This is a genomic window from Aeromonas sp. 30P, assembly GCF_051919805.1.
GTDB classification, from domain to species: Bacteria; Pseudomonadota; Gammaproteobacteria; order Enterobacterales; family Aeromonadaceae; genus Aeromonas; species Aeromonas veronii.
Genome location: NZ_JBQBEA010000001.1, coordinates 1,735,690 through 1,759,822, shown reverse-complemented (window position 1 = coordinate 1,759,822; position 24,133 = coordinate 1,735,690). Strand labels below are relative to the sequence as shown.

26 protein-coding genes are annotated in these 24,133 nt (G+C 51.4%); 15 read left to right on the top strand and 11 right to left on the bottom strand.

From position 1 onward, the window contains the following. Window positions 1-31: 31 nt before the first annotated feature. The 3 genes from emrD to ACTG2B_RS08205 form a co-directional block, all read right to left on the bottom strand. Window positions 32-1,228, bottom strand: a complete 1,197-nt coding sequence (gene emrD, locus ACTG2B_RS08215) for a multidrug efflux MFS transporter EmrD (RefSeq protein ID WP_042030002.1) — start codon at window positions 1,226-1,228, stop codon at window positions 32-34. Window positions 1,229-1,490: 262 nt separating this feature from the next. After that, on the bottom strand, window positions 1,491-2,153 hold the full coding sequence (locus ACTG2B_RS08210) for a glutathione S-transferase family protein (protein WP_267511463.1): 663 nt from the start codon (window positions 2,151-2,153) through the stop codon (window positions 1,491-1,493). A 168-nt stretch (window positions 2,154-2,321) separates the two neighbouring features. Further along, window positions 2,322-2,777 carry a hypothetical protein gene (locus tag ACTG2B_RS08205; protein WP_103252533.1) on the bottom strand — a complete coding sequence of 152 codons (456 nt, stop codon included), beginning with the start codon at window positions 2,775-2,777 and terminating at the stop codon, window positions 2,322-2,324. A 200-nt stretch (window positions 2,778-2,977) separates the two neighbouring features. Between ACTG2B_RS08205 and suhB the strand changes: the two genes are divergently transcribed. Beyond that, window positions 2,978-3,781, top strand: a complete 804-nt coding sequence (suhB, locus tag ACTG2B_RS08200) for an inositol-1-monophosphatase (protein WP_021230872.1) — start codon at window positions 2,978-2,980, stop codon at window positions 3,779-3,781. 406 nt (window positions 3,782-4,187) lie between these two features. Here suhB and ACTG2B_RS08195 read toward each other — a convergent pair whose 3' ends face one another. Together ACTG2B_RS08195 and ACTG2B_RS08190 are read right to left on the bottom strand one after the other, a co-directional pair. Continuing rightward, on the bottom strand, window positions 4,188-5,819 hold the full coding sequence (locus tag ACTG2B_RS08195; RefSeq protein WP_439995501.1) for a methyl-accepting chemotaxis protein: 1,632 nt from the start codon (window positions 5,817-5,819) through the stop codon (window positions 4,188-4,190). A 157-nt stretch (window positions 5,820-5,976) separates the two neighbouring features. Beyond that, window positions 5,977-6,135: a hypothetical protein gene (locus ACTG2B_RS08190; RefSeq protein ID WP_439995500.1), complete on the bottom strand. Its 159-nt coding sequence runs from the start codon at window positions 6,133-6,135 to the stop codon at window positions 5,977-5,979. A 23-nt stretch (window positions 6,136-6,158) separates the two neighbouring features. On the opposite strand from ACTG2B_RS08190, the gene ACTG2B_RS08185 reads away from it, so the two are divergent. From ACTG2B_RS08185 to ACTG2B_RS08120, 14 genes are all read left to right on the top strand, one after another. After that, the gene (locus ACTG2B_RS08185; protein WP_429200631.1) at window positions 6,159-7,091 is read left to right on the top strand and encodes a ZIP family metal transporter; all 933 of its coding nucleotides are present in this window, start codon (window positions 6,159-6,161) and stop codon (window positions 7,089-7,091) included. A 168-nt stretch (window positions 7,092-7,259) separates the two neighbouring features. Further along, on the top strand, window positions 7,260-7,952 hold the full coding sequence (mtnN, locus tag ACTG2B_RS08180) for a 5'-methylthioadenosine/S-adenosylhomocysteine nucleosidase (RefSeq protein ID WP_040067225.1): 693 nt from the start codon (window positions 7,260-7,262) through the stop codon (window positions 7,950-7,952). Then, window positions 7,949-8,911 (top strand): cobalamin biosynthesis protein CobD/CbiB, encoded by a 963-nt coding sequence (locus tag ACTG2B_RS08175; protein WP_429200632.1) that lies wholly within the window; start codon window positions 7,949-7,951, stop codon window positions 8,909-8,911. The genes mtnN and ACTG2B_RS08175 overlap by 4 nt, the downstream gene beginning before the upstream one ends. Beyond that, window positions 8,904-9,737, top strand: a complete 834-nt coding sequence (locus ACTG2B_RS08170; protein WP_263086035.1) for a cobalamin-binding protein — start codon at window positions 8,904-8,906, stop codon at window positions 9,735-9,737. The genes ACTG2B_RS08175 and ACTG2B_RS08170 overlap by 8 nt, the downstream gene beginning before the upstream one ends. 105 nt (window positions 9,738-9,842) lie before the next feature. After that, complete coding sequence (gene pseB / locus ACTG2B_RS08165; RefSeq protein ID WP_115544860.1) at window positions 9,843-10,847, top strand: UDP-N-acetylglucosamine 4,6-dehydratase (inverting); 1,005 nt, start codon at window positions 9,843-9,845, stop codon at window positions 10,845-10,847. Further along, complete coding sequence (gene pseC, locus ACTG2B_RS08160; RefSeq protein WP_201998340.1) at window positions 10,844-11,986, top strand: UDP-4-amino-4,6-dideoxy-N-acetyl-beta-L-altrosamine transaminase; 1,143 nt, start codon at window positions 10,844-10,846, stop codon at window positions 11,984-11,986. Before pseB ends, pseC begins: the two co-directional genes overlap by 4 nt. After that, entirely contained in the window at window positions 11,977-12,822 is an 846-nt protein-coding gene (locus tag ACTG2B_RS08155; protein ID WP_108542038.1) for an aldo/keto reductase, read from the top strand. Before pseC ends, ACTG2B_RS08155 begins: the two co-directional genes overlap by 10 nt. Next, window positions 12,819-13,574, top strand: coding sequence for a cytidylyltransferase domain-containing protein (locus tag ACTG2B_RS08150; protein WP_439995499.1), 756 nt, complete (start codon window positions 12,819-12,821; stop codon window positions 13,572-13,574). Before ACTG2B_RS08155 ends, ACTG2B_RS08150 begins: the two co-directional genes overlap by 4 nt. After that, on the top strand, window positions 13,571-14,440 hold the full coding sequence (locus tag ACTG2B_RS08145; RefSeq protein WP_439995498.1) for an aminotransferase class III-fold pyridoxal phosphate-dependent enzyme: 870 nt from the start codon (window positions 13,571-13,573) through the stop codon (window positions 14,438-14,440). Before ACTG2B_RS08150 ends, ACTG2B_RS08145 begins: the two co-directional genes overlap by 4 nt. 104 nt (window positions 14,441-14,544) lie before the next feature. Continuing rightward, the gene (locus ACTG2B_RS08140) at window positions 14,545-14,859 is read left to right on the top strand and encodes a hypothetical protein (protein ID WP_439995497.1); all 315 of its coding nucleotides are present in this window, start codon (window positions 14,545-14,547) and stop codon (window positions 14,857-14,859) included. Continuing rightward, window positions 14,860-15,813 carry a hypothetical protein gene (locus ACTG2B_RS08135; RefSeq protein WP_236272155.1) on the top strand — a complete coding sequence of 318 codons (954 nt, stop codon included), beginning with the start codon at window positions 14,860-14,862 and terminating at the stop codon, window positions 15,811-15,813. Further along, window positions 15,814-16,452: a formyltransferase family protein gene (locus tag ACTG2B_RS08130; RefSeq protein WP_064342019.1), complete on the top strand. Its 639-nt coding sequence runs from the start codon at window positions 15,814-15,816 to the stop codon at window positions 16,450-16,452. A gap of 131 nt (window positions 16,453-16,583) precedes the next feature. Beyond that, a complete protein-coding gene (gene pseI, locus ACTG2B_RS08125; RefSeq protein ID WP_082182283.1) occupies window positions 16,584-17,630 on the top strand; it encodes a pseudaminic acid synthase in 1,047 nt (348 codons plus the stop codon). A 47-nt stretch (window positions 17,631-17,677) separates the two neighbouring features. Next, a complete protein-coding gene (locus ACTG2B_RS08120) occupies window positions 17,678-18,346 on the top strand; it encodes a class I SAM-dependent methyltransferase (RefSeq protein ID WP_429200638.1) in 669 nt (222 codons plus the stop codon). 69 nt (window positions 18,347-18,415) lie between these two features. Here ACTG2B_RS08120 and ACTG2B_RS08115 read toward each other — a convergent pair whose 3' ends face one another. The 6 genes from ACTG2B_RS08115 to ACTG2B_RS08090 are packed head-to-tail and all read right to left on the bottom strand — an operon-like array spanning window position 18,416 to window position 24,056. Next, the gene (locus ACTG2B_RS08115) at window positions 18,416-20,503 is read right to left on the bottom strand and encodes a motility associated factor glycosyltransferase family protein (protein WP_439995496.1); all 2,088 of its coding nucleotides are present in this window, start codon (window positions 20,501-20,503) and stop codon (window positions 18,416-18,418) included. After that, window positions 20,503-20,826, bottom strand: a complete 324-nt coding sequence (locus ACTG2B_RS08110) for a hypothetical protein (protein ID WP_042083788.1) — start codon at window positions 20,824-20,826, stop codon at window positions 20,503-20,505. The genes ACTG2B_RS08115 and ACTG2B_RS08110 overlap by 1 nt, the downstream gene beginning before the upstream one ends. After that, a complete protein-coding gene (gene fliS, locus ACTG2B_RS08105) occupies window positions 20,826-21,248 on the bottom strand; it encodes a flagellar export chaperone FliS (RefSeq protein WP_439995495.1) in 423 nt (140 codons plus the stop codon). The genes ACTG2B_RS08110 and fliS overlap by 1 nt, the downstream gene beginning before the upstream one ends. A gap of 23 nt (window positions 21,249-21,271) precedes the next feature. Further along, the gene (gene fliD / locus ACTG2B_RS08100; RefSeq protein ID WP_042083792.1) at window positions 21,272-22,672 is read right to left on the bottom strand and encodes a flagellar filament capping protein FliD; all 1,401 of its coding nucleotides are present in this window, start codon (window positions 22,670-22,672) and stop codon (window positions 21,272-21,274) included. Between the two features lie 25 nt (window positions 22,673-22,697). Then, window positions 22,698-23,123, bottom strand: coding sequence for a flagellar protein FlaG (locus ACTG2B_RS08095; protein ID WP_064336734.1), 426 nt, complete (start codon window positions 23,121-23,123; stop codon window positions 22,698-22,700). Between the two features lie 36 nt (window positions 23,124-23,159). Continuing rightward, window positions 23,160-24,056, bottom strand: a complete 897-nt coding sequence (locus ACTG2B_RS08090; protein WP_064336735.1) for a flagellin N-terminal helical domain-containing protein — start codon at window positions 24,054-24,056, stop codon at window positions 23,160-23,162. Window positions 24,057-24,133 lie beyond the last annotated feature (77 nt).

The window sequence follows — 24,133 nt, the reverse complement described above, 5'->3', positions numbered from 1 at the left end:
GCGGGCTTTGTTTTGCAACTGGCAAGCAAATTTAGATGGCCATCTGCTCGTGAGGAGAACCGTGGTGGCGCAGCCAGACAAAACTCAGCGCCACGATCAGCACCATCAGGGTCATGATAGCACCCAGAGTCACCTGACCGGTCATCGGGAAACCGGCCGCCAGCAGGGTCACCACACCGGCCCCCAGATTCTGCATCCCGCCGAGAATGGCACCCGCGGTACCGGCCTGACCCGGGAAGGGCTCGATGGCACAGGAAGTGGCGGTCGGGTAGAGAATACCGCTACCGATGAAGTAGACAGCCGCACCACCGACCAGCGAGGCGGCACTCACCACCCCGAACAGCCCCGGCACCAGAATGATGAGGGAGCCGAGCGCCAGAAAGGCGATGCCAAGACGCATCAGTTTGCCCTGAGTCAAACGGAAGCTCAGCTTGGCAGAGAGCCAGGCCCCGAACAGATAGCCGGGCAGCGGCAGCACGAACAGCACGCTCACGGTACGGGCGCTCAGTTTCAGCACATCGCCCAGCAGCACACCGGCCGCTGCCTCGAACACTGCCAAACCGGCAAAGGTCGCCATCAGGCAGAGCAGGTTGCCCTGAAACTTGGGGTTGCCCAGCACATGGCGATAGGCAGCACCGACGCGCAGTGGCTGACGGGCAGCAGCAGGCAGGGTCTCGCCAAACCAGGCCATGATCGCCAGGGTGGCTACGGCACCAAAACCGAACAGGAACCAGTAACCGGCCCGCCAGTTGAACAGCTCGGTCAGCCATCCCCCCAGCACTGGCGCCAGCAGCGGGGAGAAGATCACCCCCATACTCACCAGACTGTTGGCGCGGTTGAGCTCGGCGCCATTGTAGCGATCGCGCATCACGGTACGGCTCATGGCGCCACCGGCACCGGTACCCAGCCCCTGAACAAAACTGCCCACCAGCAGGGCGGCAAAATGGGGGATGACCTGAATGATCAGGGTGCCCACCAGAAACACCATCATGCCGACGATCAGCACCGGACGACGACCGATACGATCCGACAGCGGCCCGTAGACAAACTGGGAGAGGCCATAGGGGATCAGGTAACAGGCCATCACCGCCTGTAACTGGCCCGAGGCCACATTGAAGTCCCCCGCCATCATGGGAATGGAGGGAACATAAAGGGTCTGGGTCATCTGGCCCACAGCGACCATCAGAATGGTCAATAAAAACAACGGATAAAAACTGTGCCGATCCATATCAGTCCCAAAAAATCGAAAAAATGCTGCCGCCCCTCTGGCACAAAATGGCCCAGAGGAATCTGATCACAGAGGTTGTGATGCAATCAAAAACAGTGTTGGAAACAGTAGGCGGGGAGCCCGCCAAGCCACCGCACAGGACGCTTGGTGGTATGGGGGCATCATAGTGATTCAGCTCACAGAAAACGAACGAATCTTTATAATCGGCTTGCCTTAGTTTTTCTAATATTACGGGGCTTTACGCCCCGTCCGCAGTTAAAAATCAACGTGTTACCATCTGCTGCGCCTGCTTGATCAGCTCATCGGGCTGCTCCTTGCGCGGCGGTATAGTGATCCCCTTCTGGCAGGCAGGTTTCTGTGCCATGCGATCCATCCATGCTTGCAGATGAGGCAATCCCTCGATGGAGATGCCGCTCCAGTCATAAATACGCACCCAGGGCCAGGTGGCAATGTCGGCGATGCTGTACTCGTCCGCCAGATATTCGTGATGGGCCAGATGGCTGTCGAGCACCTCGAACAGGCGGCGCCCCTCCTTCTGGTAACGTTCGATGGCGGCGGGGATCTTTTCGGGGAAATAGCGGTAGAAGACGTTGGCCTGCCCCATCATGGGTCCTACCCCGCCCATCTGGAACATCAGCCACTGGATGGCCTGAGAGCGGCGTTTGGGATCAGCGGGCAGCAACTTGCCTGCTTTCTCCGCCAGATAGATGAGGATGGCCCCCGACTCGAATACGGCGAAATCGTCGTTATCCCGATCGACGATAGCCGGAATACGGCCATTTGGGTTGATGGCGAGAAACTCGGGCTTCTTCTGCTCCAGCGCCGAAAGATCGAGAGGAATGACCCGATAGGGCAAACCCAACTCTTCGAGGGCGATCGCCACTTTGAAACCATTGGGGGTCGCGGCAGTGTAAAAGTCGATCATGATTCACTCCTTGTTGGTCATAGTCAAATTGCACGGTTGGAACAGGGTGCAACACCATAGCCGCCTCATCTTGCAACAAGTGACCGGCTCCAGACCATTAAAAAGCGGCGCACCGTAGGCCAAACAAGGCCACAGTGCGCCGCTGGTGCGCTCTGGCAATGGTAGATATTAGTTAATCACGGCGACCGGCTTGCGCTGGCGCAGCATGATCAGGCGGGAAAGCAGCGGGAAGTAGGACTCCAGCTTGCGCAACAGCACCCGGCTGCAGGCAGGCTCGGCCAGCTCCGACTCATCCAGCACGATGCCGTTTGAGACAAAATAGAAACGGGGGTCACGCACATCCGGCCCGCAGACCGTCAGCTCCTTGTCTCCCTTGCGGATCAACAGCGGCAAGACCGGCAAACCGATCGTCTCATCCTCTCCCCGGGCAAATCCGGCATCCTGCCAGGGCGCATCGCCGTCGATCAGCAGGATCGCCGCCTCCGTCTTGGCCGGTTGCCACTGGGCCAGGGGGGTCACGGTGATGTGGGCAAAGTGATCACCATACTCGGGTGACGATCGTAAAATGGCCAGCAGTCCCTCGCTGGCAGTAGACACATTTTGACTCACTAATGACAAATTCATGGTTCACATCCCTATGCTCATGACAGCCTGTATCCGGCTGCTGGGATAAGACTAGCGCAGATCTGGTCTATATTGGAGCCGTCAAATCTGGCAGTGGTAATCAATTGGTCGTAGGGGGGATAACAGTTGCCATCGCACAAAATACTGGTATTATACCGCGTCCTTTTATCCCCCGTTCTTTAACATCCAGTGGTGAACCTATGCATCCGATGCTGAATATCGCCGTGCGCGCTGCGCGCAACGCCGGTCAAGTTGTAGTAAAAGCCTTCTCCCAGCCCGAGAACATTGAGGCTATCCAAAAAGGCAGCAATGACTTCGTGACCAACGTTGACCGTGAAGCCGAAGCGGCCATCATTCACACCATCAAAAAATCTTACCCGGAGCACAGTATTGTTGCTGAAGAGTCTGGTGAGATTGCCGGTACCAATCCGGACTACCAATGGATCATTGACCCACTGGATGGCACGACCAACCTTGTCAAAGGCATTCCGCACTTTGCCGTTTCCATCGCCCTGCGCGTAAAAGGCAAAACCGAACAAGCCGTTGTTTACGATCCCATCCGTGACGAACTGTTTACTGCTACTCGTGGTAGCGGCGCCCAGCTGAACGGCTACCGCATCCGTGTCGGCAAAGCCAAAGAGCTGGCTGGCACCGTGCTGGCGACCGGTTTCCCGTTCAAGCAGAAGCATCACATCGAGCCTTACCTGAAGATGTTCCAGAGCATGTTCATCGAGTGTGCCGACATCCGCCGCTCCGGCTCTGCCGCACTGGATCTGGCCTACGTGGCTGCCGGTCGTGTCGACGGTTTCTGGGAAATCGGCCTGAAACCCTGGGACACCGCTGCCGGTGAACTGCTGGCCAAAGAAGCTGGTGCCATCGTCACCGACTTCGTAGGTGGTCACAACTACGAAAACTCCGGCAACATCGTGGTTGCCAACCCGCGCGTCCTGAAAGAGATGCTCGGCAAGATCCGCGAAGAGCTGCCGGAGTCTCTGGCTAAATAAGCCAGCCTTCGAGCAGACAGATAAAAAAACCGGCGCAAGCCGGTTTTTTTATTGCTGCGATATGCCCTGTTCGGGCATTCCAACCAACTGCTTATGCTCTTCTTCCCCGTAGCGCACACCCCAACCGCTCGCCCCGTTCCCCATCCCCAAAACCGTTCGTCGCCCTTCTCTCGTTAGCAAATACGCCTTAACCAACCTTCTTGAATATCACCGCGCACAGGCCGGGATAATCATCTGCCCCCTGTTTGTTGCCCTGACCTTCATCCCCTTGCGAAGAACCCCGACCATCTGGCCTCGTACCCATCGCCAGATAAAAAAACACCCGGCACATGGCCGGGTGTCGTGAGGGCATACAAAGCGCCCCGACTTTTATGAATGAAGAGGCCGGCGTACGCCAGCCCCTTTATCAGGCGAGGCGGAAGCGACCGATGGTCTGCTTCAGACCCACCGCCAGCTGGCTCAGCTCCAGACAGGCGCGGGCAGTATGATCGGCGCCCAGGGCTACCTCGTTGGCGGACTCGTTGATCCGCTCGACGTTGCGGCCCAGCTCGTCGGAGACCGCATCCTGCTCGCCGCAGGCGCTGGCAATCTGGATCGCCATATCGGCAATCTGGGCGACAGCCTCTTCGATCTGCTGGATACCGGTACCGGTCTGCTCGCTTTGGGCTACGCACTGGCGGATCATGTCGCAGCTCAGCCCTGTCACCTCTTTCGCCTGATTGGCGCGAGACTGCAGGGTTTCGATGATGGCGACGATCTCGCCGGTAGAGGCCTGGGTGCGGCCCGCCAGAGTACGCACCTCATCAGCAACCACCGCAAAGCCTCGGCCCTGTTCACCGGCACGGGCTGCCTCAATGGCGGCATTGAGAGCCAGCAGATTGGTCTGATCGGCAATGCTGCGAATAACATCGACCACGACGTTGATCTGGGCGGATTCACGCTCCAGTTCGGCCACCAGCGTGCCAGCCTGCTCAATCTCTTCAGCCACACGGGTGATGGCCACCAGCGAACGCTGCACATCCTGGTTGCCTTTGCGGGCCAAAGTATTAGCTGCACTGGCAGACTCAGAGGTGTGCTCTGTATTGCCCGCCACATCAGCAACGGTCGCCTTCATCTGGGTCATGGCCGTCGCCACCAGCGAAATCTCTTGCTGCTGGCTCTGAATACCCTTGGCAGACTGTTCGGAAACCGCACTCACTTCGTCAATCGCCACACCCAACTGGGTAACAGCAGCCACTACCTCTTCAATCAGACCGCGCAGGTTGTCCTGCATCTTGAGAGAGGCTTTGGCCAGCATGCCCAGCTCGTCGCGGCCAATATGCTGACGCTCCAGCTGATGAGTCAGATCGCCGGCTGCAATGGCGTTGGCCTGAGCCACTACCGCTTGCAGCGGCAGGCAGATCTGGCGGGTCAGAAACCAGGTCATGGCCACCATGAAAATCAACAGAGCACCGATGCTCACCATGGCGAAGGTGGTCACCATGCTGACGCTGCCAAGCAAGCTGCTGCGGTTTTCTTTGACGAAACCAAGGTTCACTTCCACTAGACCATTGACAGCCTTTTCTAGCTCACCATAAATGGGATTAGACTGGAACAGCTGAGCCTTGGCTTGCTCAAGATCTCCCTGTATAAGCAGTTGATCCACCACATTGACTGAGCTCAAGTAGCGTTGCCACTCCTGTCTGGCACGGTTGAATACTTGACGCTCATATTCGTCCCCGACAGTCGCCTCATAGGCGTGAAATGCATTGTCGACTTTCTGGATATTCTGCTGGATCCGGCTGCGGCGAGCTTGCAGATCAGCGGCATCGTTCACCATCAGCAAGGCGAACTGGGCACGACGGACATAGGAGACGTCATAGAGCAGGGTTTCGACCGACAGGACACTCGGCAGCGTAGAGTCGGTAAAGTTCAGCACCCGATCACGCACACCGCGCAATTCACTGGAGAGAAAAACACCGAAGACAACGTTGACTGCGGCAATGACCGCAAAAACCACGGCAATCTTTTTGCCGATGGAGAGATTCTTGTAAAACATAGTGGCGGGTGATCCTCTACTGCTGACAGGCGAATGGAGTGTGGCGATCACGTCCCTATGAGCAAATCCCCGGATCTTCCTGACGGGAAAGAATGCAGAACACCGGGAAGATAGAGTTCCGCAAAGGCGCGCACTCTAGCACAAAGCGACCACACCCTCACTTTTCTTTAAAAATCAAAAGCAACTTAACAAAACCAACAATCGGAGCCGGATCACAAAAAACTGCATATTCACCTGACGCCATTTTCTCGATAGCGGCAATCGCCTTGCAGGCATGGACAAGGGGCGGCCAAGTGGATGTAATGCCACCATCCACTTTGCACACCTTGAGGTCATGCTATGGACCATCTCTCAGCTCTTCCTCCGTTATCCTGGTCACAGCAACTGCGCAGCCAGATGCAAAGCCGCCCGCTCACTGCTCTCGGCCTCTTTATCGCGCTGGCTGCCGTCTTGTTGCTGCTGTTGCAGAGTCTCATCATGCTCGCTACCGGCGAGGTGACCAGCGGCGTGCGCTATGGCCTTGTCGGTGGTGCCGCCGGGTTTGCCGCCACCGCCATCGGCGCCCTGCCCGCCCTGTTTCTGCGCTCGGTGCCGCAAAAGGTAGAGGACACCATGCTGGGCTTTGCCGCCGGTATGATGCTGGCGGCCAGCGCCTTCTCCCTGCTGCTGCCGGGGCTGGAGGCCGCCGAGGGGATTACCGGCAACGGCTTTAGCGCCGCCGCAGTGGTGGTAGTTGGCATGATCCTCGGGGTGCTGTTAATGCTGGGGCTGGATCAGTTCACACCCCACGAGCACGACAAAACCGGCCCCTGCGGTCCCGGCCATGAGAGCTGCTCCCGGGTCTGGCTGTTCGTCTTTGCCATCGCCCTGCACAACCTGCCGGAGGGGATGGCCATCGGGGTCAGCTTCTCGCAGGGGGATATGTCGGTGGGGCTACCGCTCACCACCGCCATCGCTCTGCAGGATATTCCGGAAGGACTGGCGGTGGCGCTGGCCATGTGCGCCGCCGGTTTTCGCCCCTCGATAGCGGTGCTGGTTGCCATCGCCAGCGGCCTGCTCGAACCGGTTGGCGCCCTGCTCGGGGTGGGGCTCTCCAGCGGCCTTGCCATCGCCTACCCCATCGGACTTGGGCTCGCCGCCGGCGCCATGCTGTTTGTGGTCTCGCACGAGGTGATCCCTGAGACCCACCGCAACGGTCACCAGACCTATGCCACCCTCGGCCTGATGGCGGGCTTTGCACTGATGATGACCCTCGACACCGCGCTCGGCTAAAGGCTCTCTCTCCTCCTCATCAATGCTTTTTGTCACCTGCGGCGCTCCCATATGGAGCGCCGCACTTCATCTCTCCTTTCGCTTGTGCCTCTCGGCGCCGACGCCATCTTTTGTTATGATCTACAGCAACTTAAATTCAGCCACACGGCTATCAAGACGAGGTCAGCAATGAAAGTAGGTATTATCGGCGCCATGGAGCAAGAAGTAGCCCTGCTGCGCAGCCAGATGAGCAACCCCACCACCCTGCAACTGGGCGGCTGTGAGTTCTATCAAGGGATGCTGGCGGGCAAAGAGGTGATCCTGACCCGCTCCGGCATCGGTAAAGTCGCTGCAAGCGTGGCCACCAGCCTGCTGCTGGAAAAATTCGCCCCCGACTGCGTCATCAATACCGGCTCTGCAGGCGGTTTTGCCCAAGACCTGCACATCGGTGATGTGGTGATTGCCAGCGAGATGCGTTTCCACGATGTGGACGTGACCGCCTTTGGTTACGAGATGGGCCAGATGGCGCAGCAACCCGCCGCCTTCCCCTGCGACGAGAAACTCATCGCGGTCGCTCAGGATTGCATCGCCGAGCAGGGCAAGCACCAGACCAAGGTCGGCCTTATCTGCACCGGCGATCAGTTCATGTGCAAACCGGACGCCATCGCCAAGGCTCGCGCCGACTTCCCGCAGATGCTGGCGGTCGAGATGGAAGGGGCCGCGATCGGTCAGGTGTGCCACATGTTCAAGGTGCCCTATCTGGTGGTGCGTGCCATGTCCGATATCGCCGGCAAGGAACAGGTTGAATCCTTCGATGCCTTCATCGAAGTGGCCGGCAAGCACTCCGCCGAAGTGATTATCAAGATGCTCGGCAAGCTGTGATCGAGACCGGCTCGCTTGATTTGATGGCCGATGCCCTCCTCTCGACTACGGCGGCCATTCTGGTGGGGGCTGCCCTGCTGGAGGCGGTGATCCCGTGGCCATCCCATCTGCGTCTTTCGGCCGTCACGCCCTTGCTGACCCGGCTGGGGCACAAGGTGCACAGGGCCGATGGCACACCACGCCAGCAGCTACAAGCAGGTATGCTGGCGATGCTGGTGGTATGGGTACCCTGCGCCGCCGGGCTCTGGTCGTTGCGCAATCTGGCCCTGAGCGAGCCGATCTTCGACCTGCTGTTTCTGCTGTTGATGATCGAATCTCGTCCACTGCGCGAACTCGCCCATGCCACTCACTCGCTCGCCACGCAGGAGACCCTGCCGCTGGCGAGATTGCAGGCGACGCCCTGGCTCAAGCGGGAGACCGGTAAATTCTCGACCATGGGGCTCGCCAAAGCAGTGACGGAGAGCTGCTCCCTGCGCCTGGTGGGCCAATGGGCTGGCCCGCTGCTGGGGTATGCCCTCGCCGGGGTACAGGGCGCCCTGCTCTGGCGGCTGGTGCAGCTGATGAGCCAGGGCTGGAGCATGAAGGATCCCGCGTTTGGCTATTTTGGCCGAGCCACCAGCGCCCTCTATCAGGGGCTCAATGCTCCCACCATCCTGCTGTTGGGGCTGCCGCTCCTGCTCCCGCGGCTCAAGCAGGCCGCACAGCTGCTGCGCAATGGTGCGCTCTGGCCCTATCCCACCATTGGGATGCTGTTGACGCTACTTGCTGACAAGTGCCGGATCCGCCTTGGCGGCCCCCGCTACTATCAGGGAACCTTGCAACGCTGGCCGATACTTGGCAGCGGTGATAACCCCGACGGTGAGTCACCGCGCAAGGTGCTCAATATTCTGCAAGGAATTGGCTGGGGCTGGTTGATGCTGGCGCTGCTTGTCACTGTGGCGGGGTTATTTCATGGTTAGATGGTTGCGATTGCCTATCTGGCTGCCCTGCGTGTTGCTTGCCTGGTTGCCCGCTGCTCTGCAGGCAGCCACTCCGAGCCGGGTGGTGAGCGTGGTACCCCATCTTACCGAACTGCTTTACGACATCGGTGCCGGTGACAAGCTGGTGGCCATCGACGATGCCTCCGACTATCCCGCCGAGGTGAAAAACAAACCCAAGGTGGCCAATTATCGCAGCATCAATGTCGAGGCCCTGCTGGCACAAAAACCGGACCTGATCCTGGGCTGGCGCTCGGCCCAGTCACGAATGCTGGCACCGCTGGAACAGCTGGGTATCCCGGTGTTCTACTCTGAACCCACCGATTTTGCCTCGCTGGCGACCGAGATGCGGGCGCTGGGCAAATTGCTTGGAGTGGAGAAGAGTGCCAACGAAGCCGCCGATCGCTATCTGGCGCGCCTGCATTCCCTGCAACAGCGCTATGGCCAACCAACCGGCGTCAAGGTGTTCTACCAACTCTGGTACCCGCCGCTCACCAGCGTCAGTGGCAATGCCTGGCCGGCTCAGGCCATCGAACTCTGCGGCGGGATCAACATCATGGCGAATGCCAAGACCCCTTACCCTCAAGTGGACATGGAACAGGTGATCAGAGCCAACCCATCGCTGATCCTTGCAGGGAGTCAAGATCCTGACGCTCTGCGTCACTGGCTGAAGTGGCCTAATCTCGACGCGGTGCAGCATCAGCGACTCGATTTGATCAACTCAGATGAACTGCACCGCTTCACCCCGAGAGCCCTCAATGCGGTGGAGCAGGTTTGCCGAGCCATTGCCCAACGCAGCAACAAATAGCCAAAAAACAGCCATTCAGATCACGCCTTCCAATTTACGTCTGCAAATGGCATAAAAAGTGCTTTAGAATTCCGTAGATACCAATCTTCATCATGGGACACCGTCATGTTTAATGGAAAAACAATCCTAGTTACCGGTGGCACGGGGTCATTTGGCAAGAAATTCATTGCAACCGTGCTATCCCGCTACCAACCCGCACGACTGATCGTCTACTCCCGTGATGAGCTCAAGCAGTTTGAAATGCAGCAGTGTTTCAACCATCCCTGCATGCGCTATTTTATCGGCGATGTTCGCGATGCCGAGCGCCTCGACATGGCGATGCGCGATGTCGACTTTGTGGTGCATGCCGCTGCGCTCAAGCAAGTGCCAGCTGCCGAATACAACCCGATGGAGTGCATCAAGACCAACGTTGGAGGAGCCGAAAACGTCATCAAGGCCGCGCTCAACAATGGCGTGCAGAAGGTCATTGCACTCTCGACCGACAAGGCTGCCAACCCGATCAACCTTTACGGGGCAACCAAGCTCTGTTCTGACAAGCTCTTTGTCGCCGCCAACAATATGGCGGGCAAGAACCCGAGCATCTTCTCGGTGGTACGTTATGGCAACGTGGTCGGCTCAAGGGGCTCAGTAGTTCCCTTCTTCGACAATCTGATCAAGAGCGGCGCCAGTACGCTGCCTATCACCCACCCCGAGATGACCCGCTTCTGGCTGACCTTGCAGCAAGGCGTAGATTTTGTTCTTAGCAACTTCCAGCGTATGCGCGGTGGCGAACTGTTCGTGCCGAAAATCCCGTCGGTCAAGATCACCGATCTGGCGGCAGCCATGGCTCCGACCCTTAAGCAGGAGATCATCGGCATCCGTGCGGGGGAGAAGCTGCACGAGGTGATGTGTCCGGCTGACGACTCTTTCCACACTTATGAGTTCAACGATTACTACGTGATTGCCCCCAGCATCAGCTTCACCAGCCGCAACAATGATTTCAGCGTTAATGCTCTGGGTGAAACAGCCACACTGGTTGCACCGGGCTTTGAATACAATTCCCTAAATAATCAGCACTTTCTGTCGATAGCCGAACTACAGAGCATGAACCAGCAGGTATTGTCCGAATGATCCCTTATGGCCGCCAATCGATCAGCGATGCCGATATAGAAGCCGTCGTTGCCGTACTGAAATCTGATTATCTGACCCAAGGCCAAGCCGTTCCCGCTTTCGAACAAGGACTGGCAGATTACTGCCAAGTGCCGCATGTGGTTGCTTGCAGTAACGGCACCACTGCGCTTCATCTGGCCTGCGCAGTACTGGATATTGGCGCCCAAGATACAGTTTGGGTTTCTGCGGTCAGTTTTGTTGCGTCGGCGAACTGCGTTCGCTACTACAATGCCAACGTTGATTTTGTCGACGTTGACCCTGCTACCGGTAACCTCGATGTAGTGGCACTGGATAAGAAACTGCAGCAAGCTATGCGCACCCACTCCCTTCCAAAAGCGCTGATTGCTGTACATCTGGCCGGACAGCCCTGCGATCTCGAAGAGATCGGTGCGCTCTGTCGCCAGTACGGAATCGTTCTGATCGAGGATGCCTGCCATGCACTGGGTGCCCACTATCAGGGGTCACCTATCGGTAGTTGCCGTCACAGCGATATGACGGTCTTCAGCTTTCATCCGGTCAAACCGATTACGACCGCAGAAGGAGGCGCTGTCACCACCCGGGATCAGGTGCTGGCCGACAAATTGCGACTCTATCGCAGCCATGGAATCACTCGAGATCCGCAAGCGCTGCTCATGCCCTCTCCCGGAGAGTGGTATTACGAGCAACAACTTCTGGGCTTCAACTATCGCTTGACCGACATTCAGGCGGCACTAGGGCTTAGTCAGTTGAGCCGTCTTGATCAGTTCATTACCCAGCGTCGTGAACTTGCCAGGCGATATGACGCGCTGTTATCCCCCTTGCCAGTCCAGCCGTTGCAGCAGAGTAATAATCGCCAGAGCGGTTATCACCTCTATGTCATTCAGGTGGCTGAACGCGATCAGGTGTTTGCCCGCCTGCGTGCTGCCGGCATTGGCGTCAACGTTCACTATATTCCTATCCCAGCCCAGCCCTACTACCGTGGGCTGGGACATGATCCAGCAGCCTATCCGGGCGCACAAGCCTACTATCAGGGAGCAATCTCTCTTCCACTATTCCCGGCTCTGACTCTCTCAGAGCAGCAACAGGTCGTAGATGCGCTGGAGCAGGCACTATGCGGCTAGCTCTGGGCACAGTGCAATTCGGTCTGGATTACGGGATCAGCAATCACGACGGACAAGTCAGCGATGAGGAACTCGACGCGATCATTGCGTTAGCTCGTCAAGCAGGTATCGACACCCTGGATACGGCGCAAGCCTATGGCAATGCCGAGCAGAGGCTGGGGCAAAGAGATATCACCGACTTCACTCTCATCGACAAGCTGGCACCAGGGCTACCGCTGTCCGATGTTAAGGCAGCGCTCAACAACAGCTTGCATTGGCTGGGGCGAAAACGGCTCGATGGTTTGCTGCTGCACCGTAGCCAAGATGCCTCACCTGCCTTGTTCGAGTTACTCACCGATTTGCAGCAACAGGGCGCGATCGGAAAACTCGGGATCTCCGTCTACTCCCCGGAGGAGCTCGATACCTGGAGCGCAGCTGGCTATCCTCTGGAACTGGTGCAATTACCTGCCAATTTGCTCGATCAACGCTTTTTACGCACTGGATGGCTCGACAAACTGGTAGATATGGGATGTGAAATCCATGTTCGCTCGCTCTTTTTACAGGGCCTGTTATTGATGCAACCAGCGCAGCGACCTGACTATTTTCAGCGTTTCGCTACCGCACTTGAACGATTTGACCACTGGCATCCCTCGGTGGCCCCGCTTGGCAGAGCCCTCTCCATCATGACAGCCCTACCACAGGTGAGCCGCTTTGTTGTCGGTGTTTGTCATGCCCAAGAGCTGGCCGCCATCGTTGCGGCTAGTCAAGTACAGCACGAGTGCTACGAGGCCGATATCGCACACCTGGCGTCTATGGAACAGGAACTTATCAACCCCGGACTCTGGAGAACACGATGATCTTGGGTATTCTGCAGGCCAGAACCAGTTCTTCCCGCCTGCCCAACAAGGTACTAAAGGAACTGCTGGGCGAACCCATGCTGGCAAGGCAGATTGAACGGCTGCAACAGAGCAAGCTGCTGGATAAACTGTTGGTTGCCACCAGCGATCAGTCGGAAGATCGCGCCATTGCCGAGCTGTGCGAGAAGTTGAATATCCCCTGTTTCTGCGGTCCTCTTGACGATGTGTTGCTGCGTTTCTATCTGGCGGCCCAACCCTACAGTCCGACCCATGTTGTGCGTCTCACCGGTGACTGCCCACTGGCTGACCCTATGGTAATAGACGAGCTGATAGCCCTCCATCTCTCGGGCAAGTTCGACTACAGCAGCAACTGCGGCAATCCCAGTTATCCGGATGGGCTGGATGCCGAGATCATGAGTAGATCGACTCTGGCAACCTTGCAGGAAAAGGCCGCCACGCAGACCGAGCGGGAACATGTCACCTATTACGTTCGCTGTCATTCCGAACAGTTTTCTATCGGCGAACTGCAGCGCTCGCCTTCGCTGGCCCACCTGCGCTGGACTGTCGATGAGCCTGCCGACTTTGAACTGGTAGAGCGAATTTATCAGGCTCTCTATCCTGCCAACCCAACCTTTACGACCGACGATATCCTCGCCCTGCTGGCGCAGCAGCCGGAGCTGACAACACTTAATACCCGGCACAAGCGCAACGAAGGATTGGCTAATTCGCTGGCCAAGGAGAATCATATATGACCTCACGTTATCAACATTCACTTGCTCTCTCGGCACGGGCGGAACAGAGCATTCCACTCGGCTCCCAAACCTTCTCCAAAAGTCGCCTCTGTTTCCCCTATGGCGCCGCCCCACTCTTTATCGAGCGCGGCAATGGGGCGCATGTTTGGGATGTAGATGGCAACGAGTATCTTGATTTTGCCAGCGGCCTGCTGGCCATCAGTCTTGGATATTGCGATCCGGATGTGAATGAAGCGGTAATGGAGCAACTCAGTCTTGGATCGATCTTCTCCCTTCCCCACCGGCTGGAAACCGAAGTCGCTGAACAGCTCATTGAGCTCATCCCCTGCGCCGAAATGGTTCGCTTTGGCAAAAACGGGACTGATGCCACCTCAGCCTGTATCAGGCTCTCCAGAGCAGTCACAGGCCGCGAGCGGGTAGCAGTCTGTGGCTACCATGGCTGGCAAGACTGGTACATCGGCTCAACCACCCGCCATTTGGGGGTCCCCGAGTGTGTGAGAGAGCTGACCCACAGATTTGACTACAACGATCTTGCCTCGCTGCAGTGCTTGCTGGAAGCTCACCCGGGCGAGTTTGCAGCCGTCATTCTGGAACCGATGAATGTAACCTGGCCAACCCCGGATTTTCTGCCTGGTCTGCGCCAACTCTGCGATGCCCATGGCGCACTACTCATCTTTGATGAGACCATTACAGGTTTTCGCTACCACTTGGGCGGGGCACAGAGCCTCTTTGGTGTGACGCCGGATCTTGCTGCGTTCGGCAAAGGCATGGCCAATGGTTTCCCGATTTCCGCCGTTGTTGGCCGCCGCCAATATATGAAACGGATGGAAGATATCTCTTCTCCGGCACCTTCGGCGGGGATGTAATTGCCCTCGCTGCGGCCAACGCCGTCATCAAAAAGATGCGGCGACTGGATGTACCAAAGAGGCTTGCAGAGCGGGGACAACAGGTACTGGATGGGCTCGATAGCTTGCTAAAAGAGATCGATGCCCCGGACTGGCTGCATACCGCCGGACATCCGAGCTGGAGCTTTCTGCTGGTTGCGGATTCAGTAAACCACTCTACCTGGCTTCTCAAGAGCTATCTGATCCAGGAGTTGTGCAAGCGAGGGATCCTCACCCTTGGCAGTCACAATATGAATCTGGCCCACAGCGAACAGGATGTGGCCGCTTTGCTGGCCACCTATCGCGACATACTGCCAGTGCTCATTCGTCACGATAGAGATCTGACACTGGCCAGTGCGCTTGATGGAGAACCTATTCAACCTGTATTCAAGGTGAGATAATTGCTACCACTATGGATATTTACCGAAGGAGATCTACAGCGCGGCATGGGACATATAAGCCGCTGTAGTGCCTATGCATGCGCATGGAAACAAAGAGGCGGTGACGTCTATTGGATAATAGATGGGGATTCATGTGCGCAGAATTTTATTCCAGATGAAAATATCTCCTGGATATGCTGGCAAGATAATCCGGGGGTAGTTAATAGCATCACTGGCTTTGCACTTATTGATAGTTACTATGCATCACCACCTGTTTTAAAAAAGATTTCTGATTGTTTTTTACAAACTGTGTATCTTGATGATACTTTCCGATTGAATTATCCAAATGGATTAGTAGTTCACTGTATACCAGAGCAAAAACCTGATCATCTTGTTGATGCAAAATGGCTTATGGGTATTGAGTGGCAACCATTGAGGCCAGCTTTTTGGAATACTGCTGTGAGGGAAAAATCGACCAGCGACATTATTAATATTTTAATTATTATGGGTGCAACAGATATCAGAAATCTGACTGAGCGTATATTCAACCTAGTTATTGCCATGTATCCAAACGCACATGTAAATATTATTTCAAACAATCAAGATGTTGCGTTTAATAAAGAGTGCACCATCTACAAAAATATTAATGACATTGAGATGTTGCAATTGATGTCTCAATGTGACCTTGCCATTAGCTCGGCGGGACAAACCATGTTTGAACTTGCTAAATGTGGCTTACCTAGCATTTTGGTTTGTGTTGTTGACAATCAAGAAAAACAATTTAAATGGAGTCAGGAAAATAGCTTATTCCCAGATGGGATATATTGGGATGATCCATTTTTTGATGAAAAAATAGCCACTCAGTTAACGAAAATGTCATCCCCCATATATAGAGATTCAATTGCCAAACATGCACAATCACTCATCGATGGGCAGGGCGTTAACAAATTAATTAATGTGCTGATAGGTTCTTAAATGAAGATATCAATAATTTGTTCCGAGAGTAACCACCCTGTAAATAGTTGGATTCACACTTGGGCGAACAATATAAGTGAACGACACGAGATCAACATAGTAACTAAATCAAACCAGTTAACCACTGGCAACATTCTCTTTTTAGTTTCTTGCCATGAAATAATAGATAAAGAAACAAGAGACAATTTCGATTACACACTAGTCCTCCACGCAAGTAATCTGCCTTATGGTAGGGGCATGTCTCCTCATATTTGGCAAATAGTTGAAGGGAAAAACCGTATTCTCCTAACACTTTTAGATGCAGAAGACAAACTAGATTCTGGGAAAATATGGAAACAAAAAGAAATATTCTTTGATGGTAGTGAGCTTTTCGATGAAATAAATAATAAAATTTTTTCATCCGAAATAGAGTTGATGTCATGGGCAATAAAAAATATTTACACATCATCTCCATTTGAACAAGTTGGTGAACCAACTTTCTACAGAAAGCGAACTCCTGAAGATAGCAGAATTGATATCAAAAAGACCATTGATGAGCAATTTAACTTGCTACGCGTGGCAGATCCAGAACGCTATCCCGCTTTCTTTGAAAGAAATGGTCACACGTATAAAATAAAAATTGAAAAAATCATAAAATAATTTACTTCGAGTAAGTAATACATAGCAAAAAGCAATGTCGTCAATTTTTATGATGGTAACTGTTTATTTGACAGATTGCCTGCAAAAATGAATACTTCAGCTATGATCACATGTTAAGCAAGTAGGACACCATGTCATATTTTTCTATTGATGGAAGAGAGATTGGGCATCACAAAAAACCCTTCATTATTGCGGAGCTATCAGGTAATCATAATGGGAGATTAGAAAATGCACTAGCGCTCATCGATGCAGCTGCGGATGCCGGTGCTGATGCCATAAAATTACAAACCTATACTGCTGATACAATGACATTGGATATCGATTTGCCAGAGTTTCATATTCAAGGTGGATTATGGGATGGGTATACACTGTATGATTTATATAAACAAGCCCATACGCCGTGGGAATGGCATCAAGCACTTTTCGAGCGAGCAAAAACTAGAGGACTAATTATTTTCTCGACACCATTTGATGAGAGTGCTGTCGATTTTTTAGAGAGTCTAGGCACACCTGCATACAAGATTGCCTCATTCGAAATCACAGATCACCCTTTGATAAGGTATGTGGCCAAACAAGGAAAACCAGTCATTATTTCTTCAGGAATGTCTAGTGAAACCGAAATAGCCCAAGCTCTGACCATTTTACGTGAGAACGGATGTACACAGATTCTATTGCTTCATTGTGTAAGCGGCTACCCGACACCACTTGCCGATATCAACCTCAAACGAATCACTCGTTTGGCCGAGACCTTTTCAGTACCCGTTGGTCTGTCTGATCATACATTGGGCAATACCGCCGCTCAGTTGGCTGTCGCCTTGGGCGCTGTAGCCATCGAGAAGCATGTGACTCTGGCTCGTGAAGATGGCGGACCTGATGCTGAATTTTCTTTAGAGCCAGATGAATTGAAAGCACTATGTGACCAGACCAACCTCTGTTGGCAAACATTGGGAACCGGTGAAAGTGGTAACAACCAAGCTGAAGAATCCAGCTTAATATTTCGTCGCTCTCTTTATTTTGTCTCTGATATACAGGCTGGAGAAATCATCAAACCGGAGCATATTCGAAGGATAAGGCCTGGCTATGGATTGCCACCCGAAGCTTTACCAAAGATACTGGGAAGAAAAGCTCGTCATGATATTCATCGAGGTAAATCTGTCCATTTTGATGACGTTTTATAATACCTTAAGTGACATTTTCTGATAACTTGCAATAAAGGGGAATTTACATGATACAGAAAAGCATCTTCATGCAAGAAGAGGCTGATGCATGGTATGAGAGAAATAAGTTCTGCATCAATCAAAAATCTCTGAGTAATGACCCCATATTCACAGCACTACAAAGTATCGGCTACCAACCGAAACGAATCCTTGAAGTTGGCTGTGCCAATGGTTGGCGATTAGCACAACTGGCTAACCATTATGGTGCCACCTGCTATGGTATAGATCCCTCACAAGCAGCGATTGAGGATGGAGCTAAGAGCTATCCCGCATTAAATCTAAGTGTTGGAACTGCAGATGGTTTACCTGACTTTGAACCTGTCGACCTGATTATTTTCGGTTTTTGTTTATATCTATGCGATCCACAGGATTTATTCACAATTGCGGCTAATAGTGACAGATTGCTCGCAGACAAGGGGGTAATGGCTATTTACGATTTTTGTCCTCCGACAGGACACTATCGAAATGACTACCAGCATCATGCCAACCTTTTTAGCCATAAAATGAATTACAGTAGTATGTTCAGTTGGCACCCAAGTTATTGTCGAGTATTTGAGCACGTCATGCATCATGATGGTACTCACGAGCTGGAACCAGATGCATTGGTTTCTGTTCAACTATTGAAAAAAGACTCGCAGCTTCTTGATGTAAAAAATCCATATCCCCCCCAAAATTAATAATAGAAAAGGGAGGCATTAGCCTCCCATAAAAAGAATAAAGCATTGTTCACTACATCAGAAACATCATTATTTTCTAAAAAATGACATAATTTCATTATCAACCATATCAACACTATCGAAAGCTCTTGGATACATCTCTTTTATTTTCGCCAAAAAGTCTAACCATAAGCTGATTGCTGGCCTCATCAGCGTCATCGTTTTTTCCTCTCCATCAAAAGAATAGAGAATTGAACTCAATATGGTAAACACATAGTTCATAGAGCCAATCATAATTTGAGATATATGTTTTTGCCGAGTTGCTGCAATCTGTGCGAGATAACCAAAATTACGCAACATTAATTGATTAATCTCATTTCTAGATGAGAAATTCTGTTGCCACTCACCCATCATTTTATCGATTAAAACATCGAAAAACTCAACATCCAGATATGGTTTGAAGTCTTCTTTTGATAGAGGAATCGGGGTTGATAGCTGTGAAATTTGGTGAATCAGTTCAGCTTTATCTATGACTCCTGAAAAACTGATCTCACTATCAGGCAATGGCCTTGCTTTTGCAATTTTAGCCCCGTCGCTGCAGTTAAAACACTGAACATGTTCATTCGCAGCTAATACTTGCTCAATAACTTTTCGAGATGTATTAAACATGGCGTTACTTATTACAACACCACCAAAATTACCTTCATGCTGCCACTGGCTGTCTCCATACATCAACTCACCTAGTACCTCAGCACCTTTATCACTGTTATAATAAGCACTAAATTTCGAGTGATGATGCCCTTTGTTTTTATAACCATTATCGAGGCCAAATAAATATATATTTTTAAAACCAAGATGAATAGGTGCACTCACCCCGATATTCCCGACTAAAGGGTTTACCCCTCCCAATGCAGCATATTTGGGAAGATGAGGGAAGTTTACATGATAGAGGATAACTCCAGGCTCACTAAGTTTAAACATTAATGCTGATTTGTCGAACAGCGTTGAGCAATAGGGGTGAATAACATCCGTGCTTAGGAAAAGTATATCTCTAAGATAATCTGGGTCATTCATATTAACCAAGAAATCATAAACAACCTTAGTTCGTTCAGTCTCAACATGAATATCTGGTTTAATACCTACTTTATGCAATGCAGAAATAGCACTACCACATGAAATTAAAATTGCTTTTTCTTTATTCCTTTCAATAACAGGAAGAGATGCATCCAAAGATGGACCATTAGCAATCACAAAAACTGGGGTTCTATTATATTCCGATGGAATTTTCTTCCCCTGCACCAGGAACGGAACAGTTCGTTCAAGATTATCAACCGTATGAGAAAGAGCTATCAGATTATCATCAAAAAAACCCCACCCCATCACCAGAAGATAATACTCCCGCTGGATTCTCTCAATTAAATATTTAATTTTATCATTTTGGTAACCCCACATGATAAAGGCATTAGCGATAAGAAAAGAACCACGGCTATGAATAGCAGATGCAAAATCATTAAAAATAGTATCTTCATCCTGGCCTAACAGGATATGGAGACCAAGGTTCTCTTTATATAAATAATCAAGCAGAGGTGCCCAATCAAAACAAAAAAGAGATGCATAAAAAAGATCTAGATCTGGTTCAAAAAGAAATAAGGTGCCAATTTTGCATTGTTCATAAAGATAACCAAGGTGGTAACCCAACCCAACCCCAAACACCAGTGCGGTCGGAACTTCAGTTGGTACTTTTTTTAATGGTTCTTCTCGAGCAGCAAGATCATCAAGATAAGCATTGAGTTTATTAAGATACTCAACGTGCATAAATCCGAGTGGGTTGGCTTCTTGACTAAATGAGAACTTGGATAATCCCCCTTTATCCATGAACTCTTTAACTAATGTCTCACAGATAAGATACGGCTCATCACCATATACCGCGACATCATCATCGATCCAAGCCATATTTGGCTGGCCATTTTCATTACAAAAAAAACGAAATGGTCGGCTTGGTTGATATGACTCATACATATCTGCAATATGGGGGATATATTTACGAAATGCAGCAATATTCTGTGAGAATCGAAGCGGCAAGGCCACCGACATGGCAGCCTCTTGCTCTGCACGTTCTTTTAGTCGTAAAGCAACACCTTCAGCTTTTTCCAAAATATCATCAATATTTTCCGACATCAGAACTCCTTGCTATTCACACTATAAATTTGCTTTGCTTTACTCGCCAACCCAATCACAGACAACTCATTGAAAATGATTTTACGGTGATCAGATGCCACTTTTTTCATGCTTTCTTCTTGTTGAAAAAGTAATGTAGCCAATAAAGTGGCATCTTGTTTTAATGAAGGCTCACTTTCAACGAGATACAACAAACGGTCAATCAAAGAAATCCGATAATCCATACAGACCAGAGCATCATCATAGCTTTTTCTGGCTAATAGATATTGAAGTTGCTCGTAATTTTCTGTGAGAGCTTGTTGCAAAGAGGCTAAAGTGGTCATTACAACTCACCCAGTTGCTGTCTCATTTTATAGCCCTGTTGTTTAGCAGAATCTGGTAACTGATCCCAACCAGATTTTATAGTAACCATCAAAGCCATGACCTCTTCAATCGGGGCTACATCCAATGCAAGGCTTGCATCCCAAATTCGCTCGTCCATATAGGAATAGAGGCTATATAAATCTTCAGCAATAGCCCCTTGACTCATATCAAGTGCATCCTGCAAACCATGTAATAACCCCTGAGCTTTCGATACAGCGGTAGATTTTGCTTCCATATCACGACGTTCAATTGCACCTTTGGCTTGAGCCAAACGTTCAAGTACACCTTGCATCATGAGCTGAATAACACGATGAGGATCGGCAACAGCCAAGTCAGCAGCGACACTGGTTGCCTTATATGCTTTAAGATTACGCTGGTACATAGCCTGCTCCTCGTAATATAAATTTATTTCTTGTTATTAATCTGTAATGATTGCAGTGCTGCCGCTGAGTGATTCATTTTCACTAACAAGGCGTCTAGGCTACCATATTGAGCACGTAGTGAAGCTTCGTATTTAACCAATTGAGCGTTTGATGTGGCCTGCTTCTGGTTCAAGCTACGCAGATCGGCATTCAAAACATCTGTACGTTGATCCAGCATACCGCCAGACTTGGAATACTCTTTTAAACCTGTATTCAAGGTTGCAGCAATACCCTTTTCTCCACCGAAAAGCCCAACGACTTGGTCAAAGTTTTTATCAACAGCATCATCAAATTTTGTTTTGTCCAGAGACAACTTGCCTTTATTATCCATCTTAATGCCTACTTCAAAGATGGTTGAGTAAGTCGTACTGGTACCTGCTTTATTTGTTACAGTATTAGCCATAAAACTGCTAATGGTACGAGTGCTCGCATCACCAGCGAGCGCGCCACCATCATCTTGTCTAACTCCACCGACGATACTATTACGCTTGCCCAACGCGTCCATTTTATCTTGCAGCGCGTTATAACCATCAATAAACTGCTTGACCATATCCTGAATCGCAGTTTTATCAGTTGTTATGGCAACTTTATTGGATTTCAGAGTTGTGCCATCACTCTCTTTATCGGATACACGTAAAACCGTTAATTTTAAGTCCTGAATAGAGTCGTCAAACACATTGGTATCACTTTTAAGTGTATTACCATCAACAGTAATTTCAGCACTACTAGCGGCTTGCTTTTGGCTCATCGCAGAACCAGTAGCACCAGTTGCAAAGATATCCAGCTCAGAATTATTACCAGTGATCAGCAAATCTTTGCCATCTCCAGATATCCCAGAGTCAATAACAAATTTTGCCTTACCATCGGCAGTATTGACAATATTTGCACTAAGACCGAAGTTATCTCCGTTGCTATTAATACTTTTACGAATGTCTTGCAGAGTATCCCCTGCCTTGACATCAACCTTGAATTCCTTGTCACCGGCTTTGAAGGTCAACTGACCATCCTGAGTCACAAGTGGAGTTGTCGAACTGGCAAATTCACCTTCAACACGGCTAGTGGTTGCCAATTTATTGACGGTAATATTGTACTGACCATTGGAGCCACCACTTTTACTCTCCACCTTCATCACCGGGTTATCTTTATCTTGGGTGATGGTGACTGCTCGCTTGTTGAAGGCCCCTGGTTTGCTCAAGGTATCGAGAATATCGGTGAATGCGGTGAGGGATGACTTCAGCTGGCCTATACCAGATATGCTGATCTGGGTACTGTTTTGCTTGGTCAAAATCGGTTTCTGTAGCTGGGCCTTCTTGGCCGCTACGCTAGCAGCGATGACGCTCTCAAGATCAAGCCCAGAGCCCGCCCCGGCAGAAGTAATGGCCATGTTATCTTCTCCTCATCAATTCGGTTCAAATCTCGCTATCAAACAACAGTCCGCGTTTAGGGTTCGCCCCTGCTTCACCTTGCTGCAACGCCTGGATCCGCTTGTGGATAGCAATCAACTCTTCTGTAGGGATCTGGCGGATCACCGAGCGGGTATCAGAGTCCATTACCTTTATTACCACCTGGCCAGACTCCTGCTCCATGCTGAAATTAACGGTCCACCCTTGCAATTTGCCAAATTCCTGCAAGTTTTGTACCTGTTTTTCAAAATCTGCCTGGCTCTGCACTTGTTGAAGCTCAGTTTCCTTTGCCTGCTCCTGACTTTTTTGCTGTACAGTCCCGGCATCCTCTACCGTGCCAGAAAGCAGTTGAGCGGCCACCTGGCCGCTCTTGTCACTTAGCTGTAAGGAAGCGCCATTGGCAGATGACAGATTGCCTATTTCGGTTGCCATCTTATCTCTCCCATCTTAGTCAGCCTAGTCAACCCATTACCCAAGCAGGGAAAGAGCAGACTGCGGTCTCTGGTTAGCCTGAGCCAAGACACTGGATGCGGCCTGTTGCAGAATATTCTGCTTGGTCATGTTAGCAGTCTCGGTCGCAAAATCCGCATCACGGATACGAGAGCGAGCGGCACTAACGTTTTCCGCGATATTAGCTTGGTTACGAATAGTCGAATCTAATCGGTTTTGTACCGCACCAAGCTCGGCTCGTTTGCTATCAACCACTCCCAACATTGAGTCCACTGCCGCCAATACGTTTTGAGCGTTACTCTGACTGCTAATGCTGATACCACCAGCACTTCCACCAACAAAAATGGTCGTGACACCAACAGCAGCTGCCGTTGTAGCAATAGTTGTCGCTGCAGCGGCGGCAATACCGGAGATGCTAAAACCAGCGGATTGATCAAGTGCAAAGCCGATCGTCTGATTGGCGTCAGCACCGACCTGGAAAGTACCTGTATAAGAACCATCAAGTAACTTGGTTCCCGCAAAAGTCGTATCTTTGGAAATGCGATTGATCTCTGACCCCAGCTGGTCAACCTCTTTCTGCAATGCTTCACGATCTTTGGCTGAGTTGGAACCGTTAGCAGATTGCTGTGCCAACGTACGCATGCGCTGCAACATACCGGTCACTTCATCCATCGCGCCTTCAGCCGTTTGAGCCAGAGAGATACCGTCGTTGGCGTTACGGTTACCCTGATCCAAACCGTTGATCTGGGAGGTCAGACGGTTGGAAATCTGCAGACCCGCTGCATCATCTTTCGCGCTGTTGATGCGCAGACCGGATGCCAGACGCGTGTACGAGGTATCCAGAGATTTGGTGGTATTCATCAAATTACGCTGGGCGTTCAATGATGACGTATTGGTATTAATAAACATGGCCATAATAAATTCTCCCGAAGAACATGCGACTGCGGGTTGCGCTGTCAAAGCTGACAACGGCCCACCGTAGAAGAGGAGGT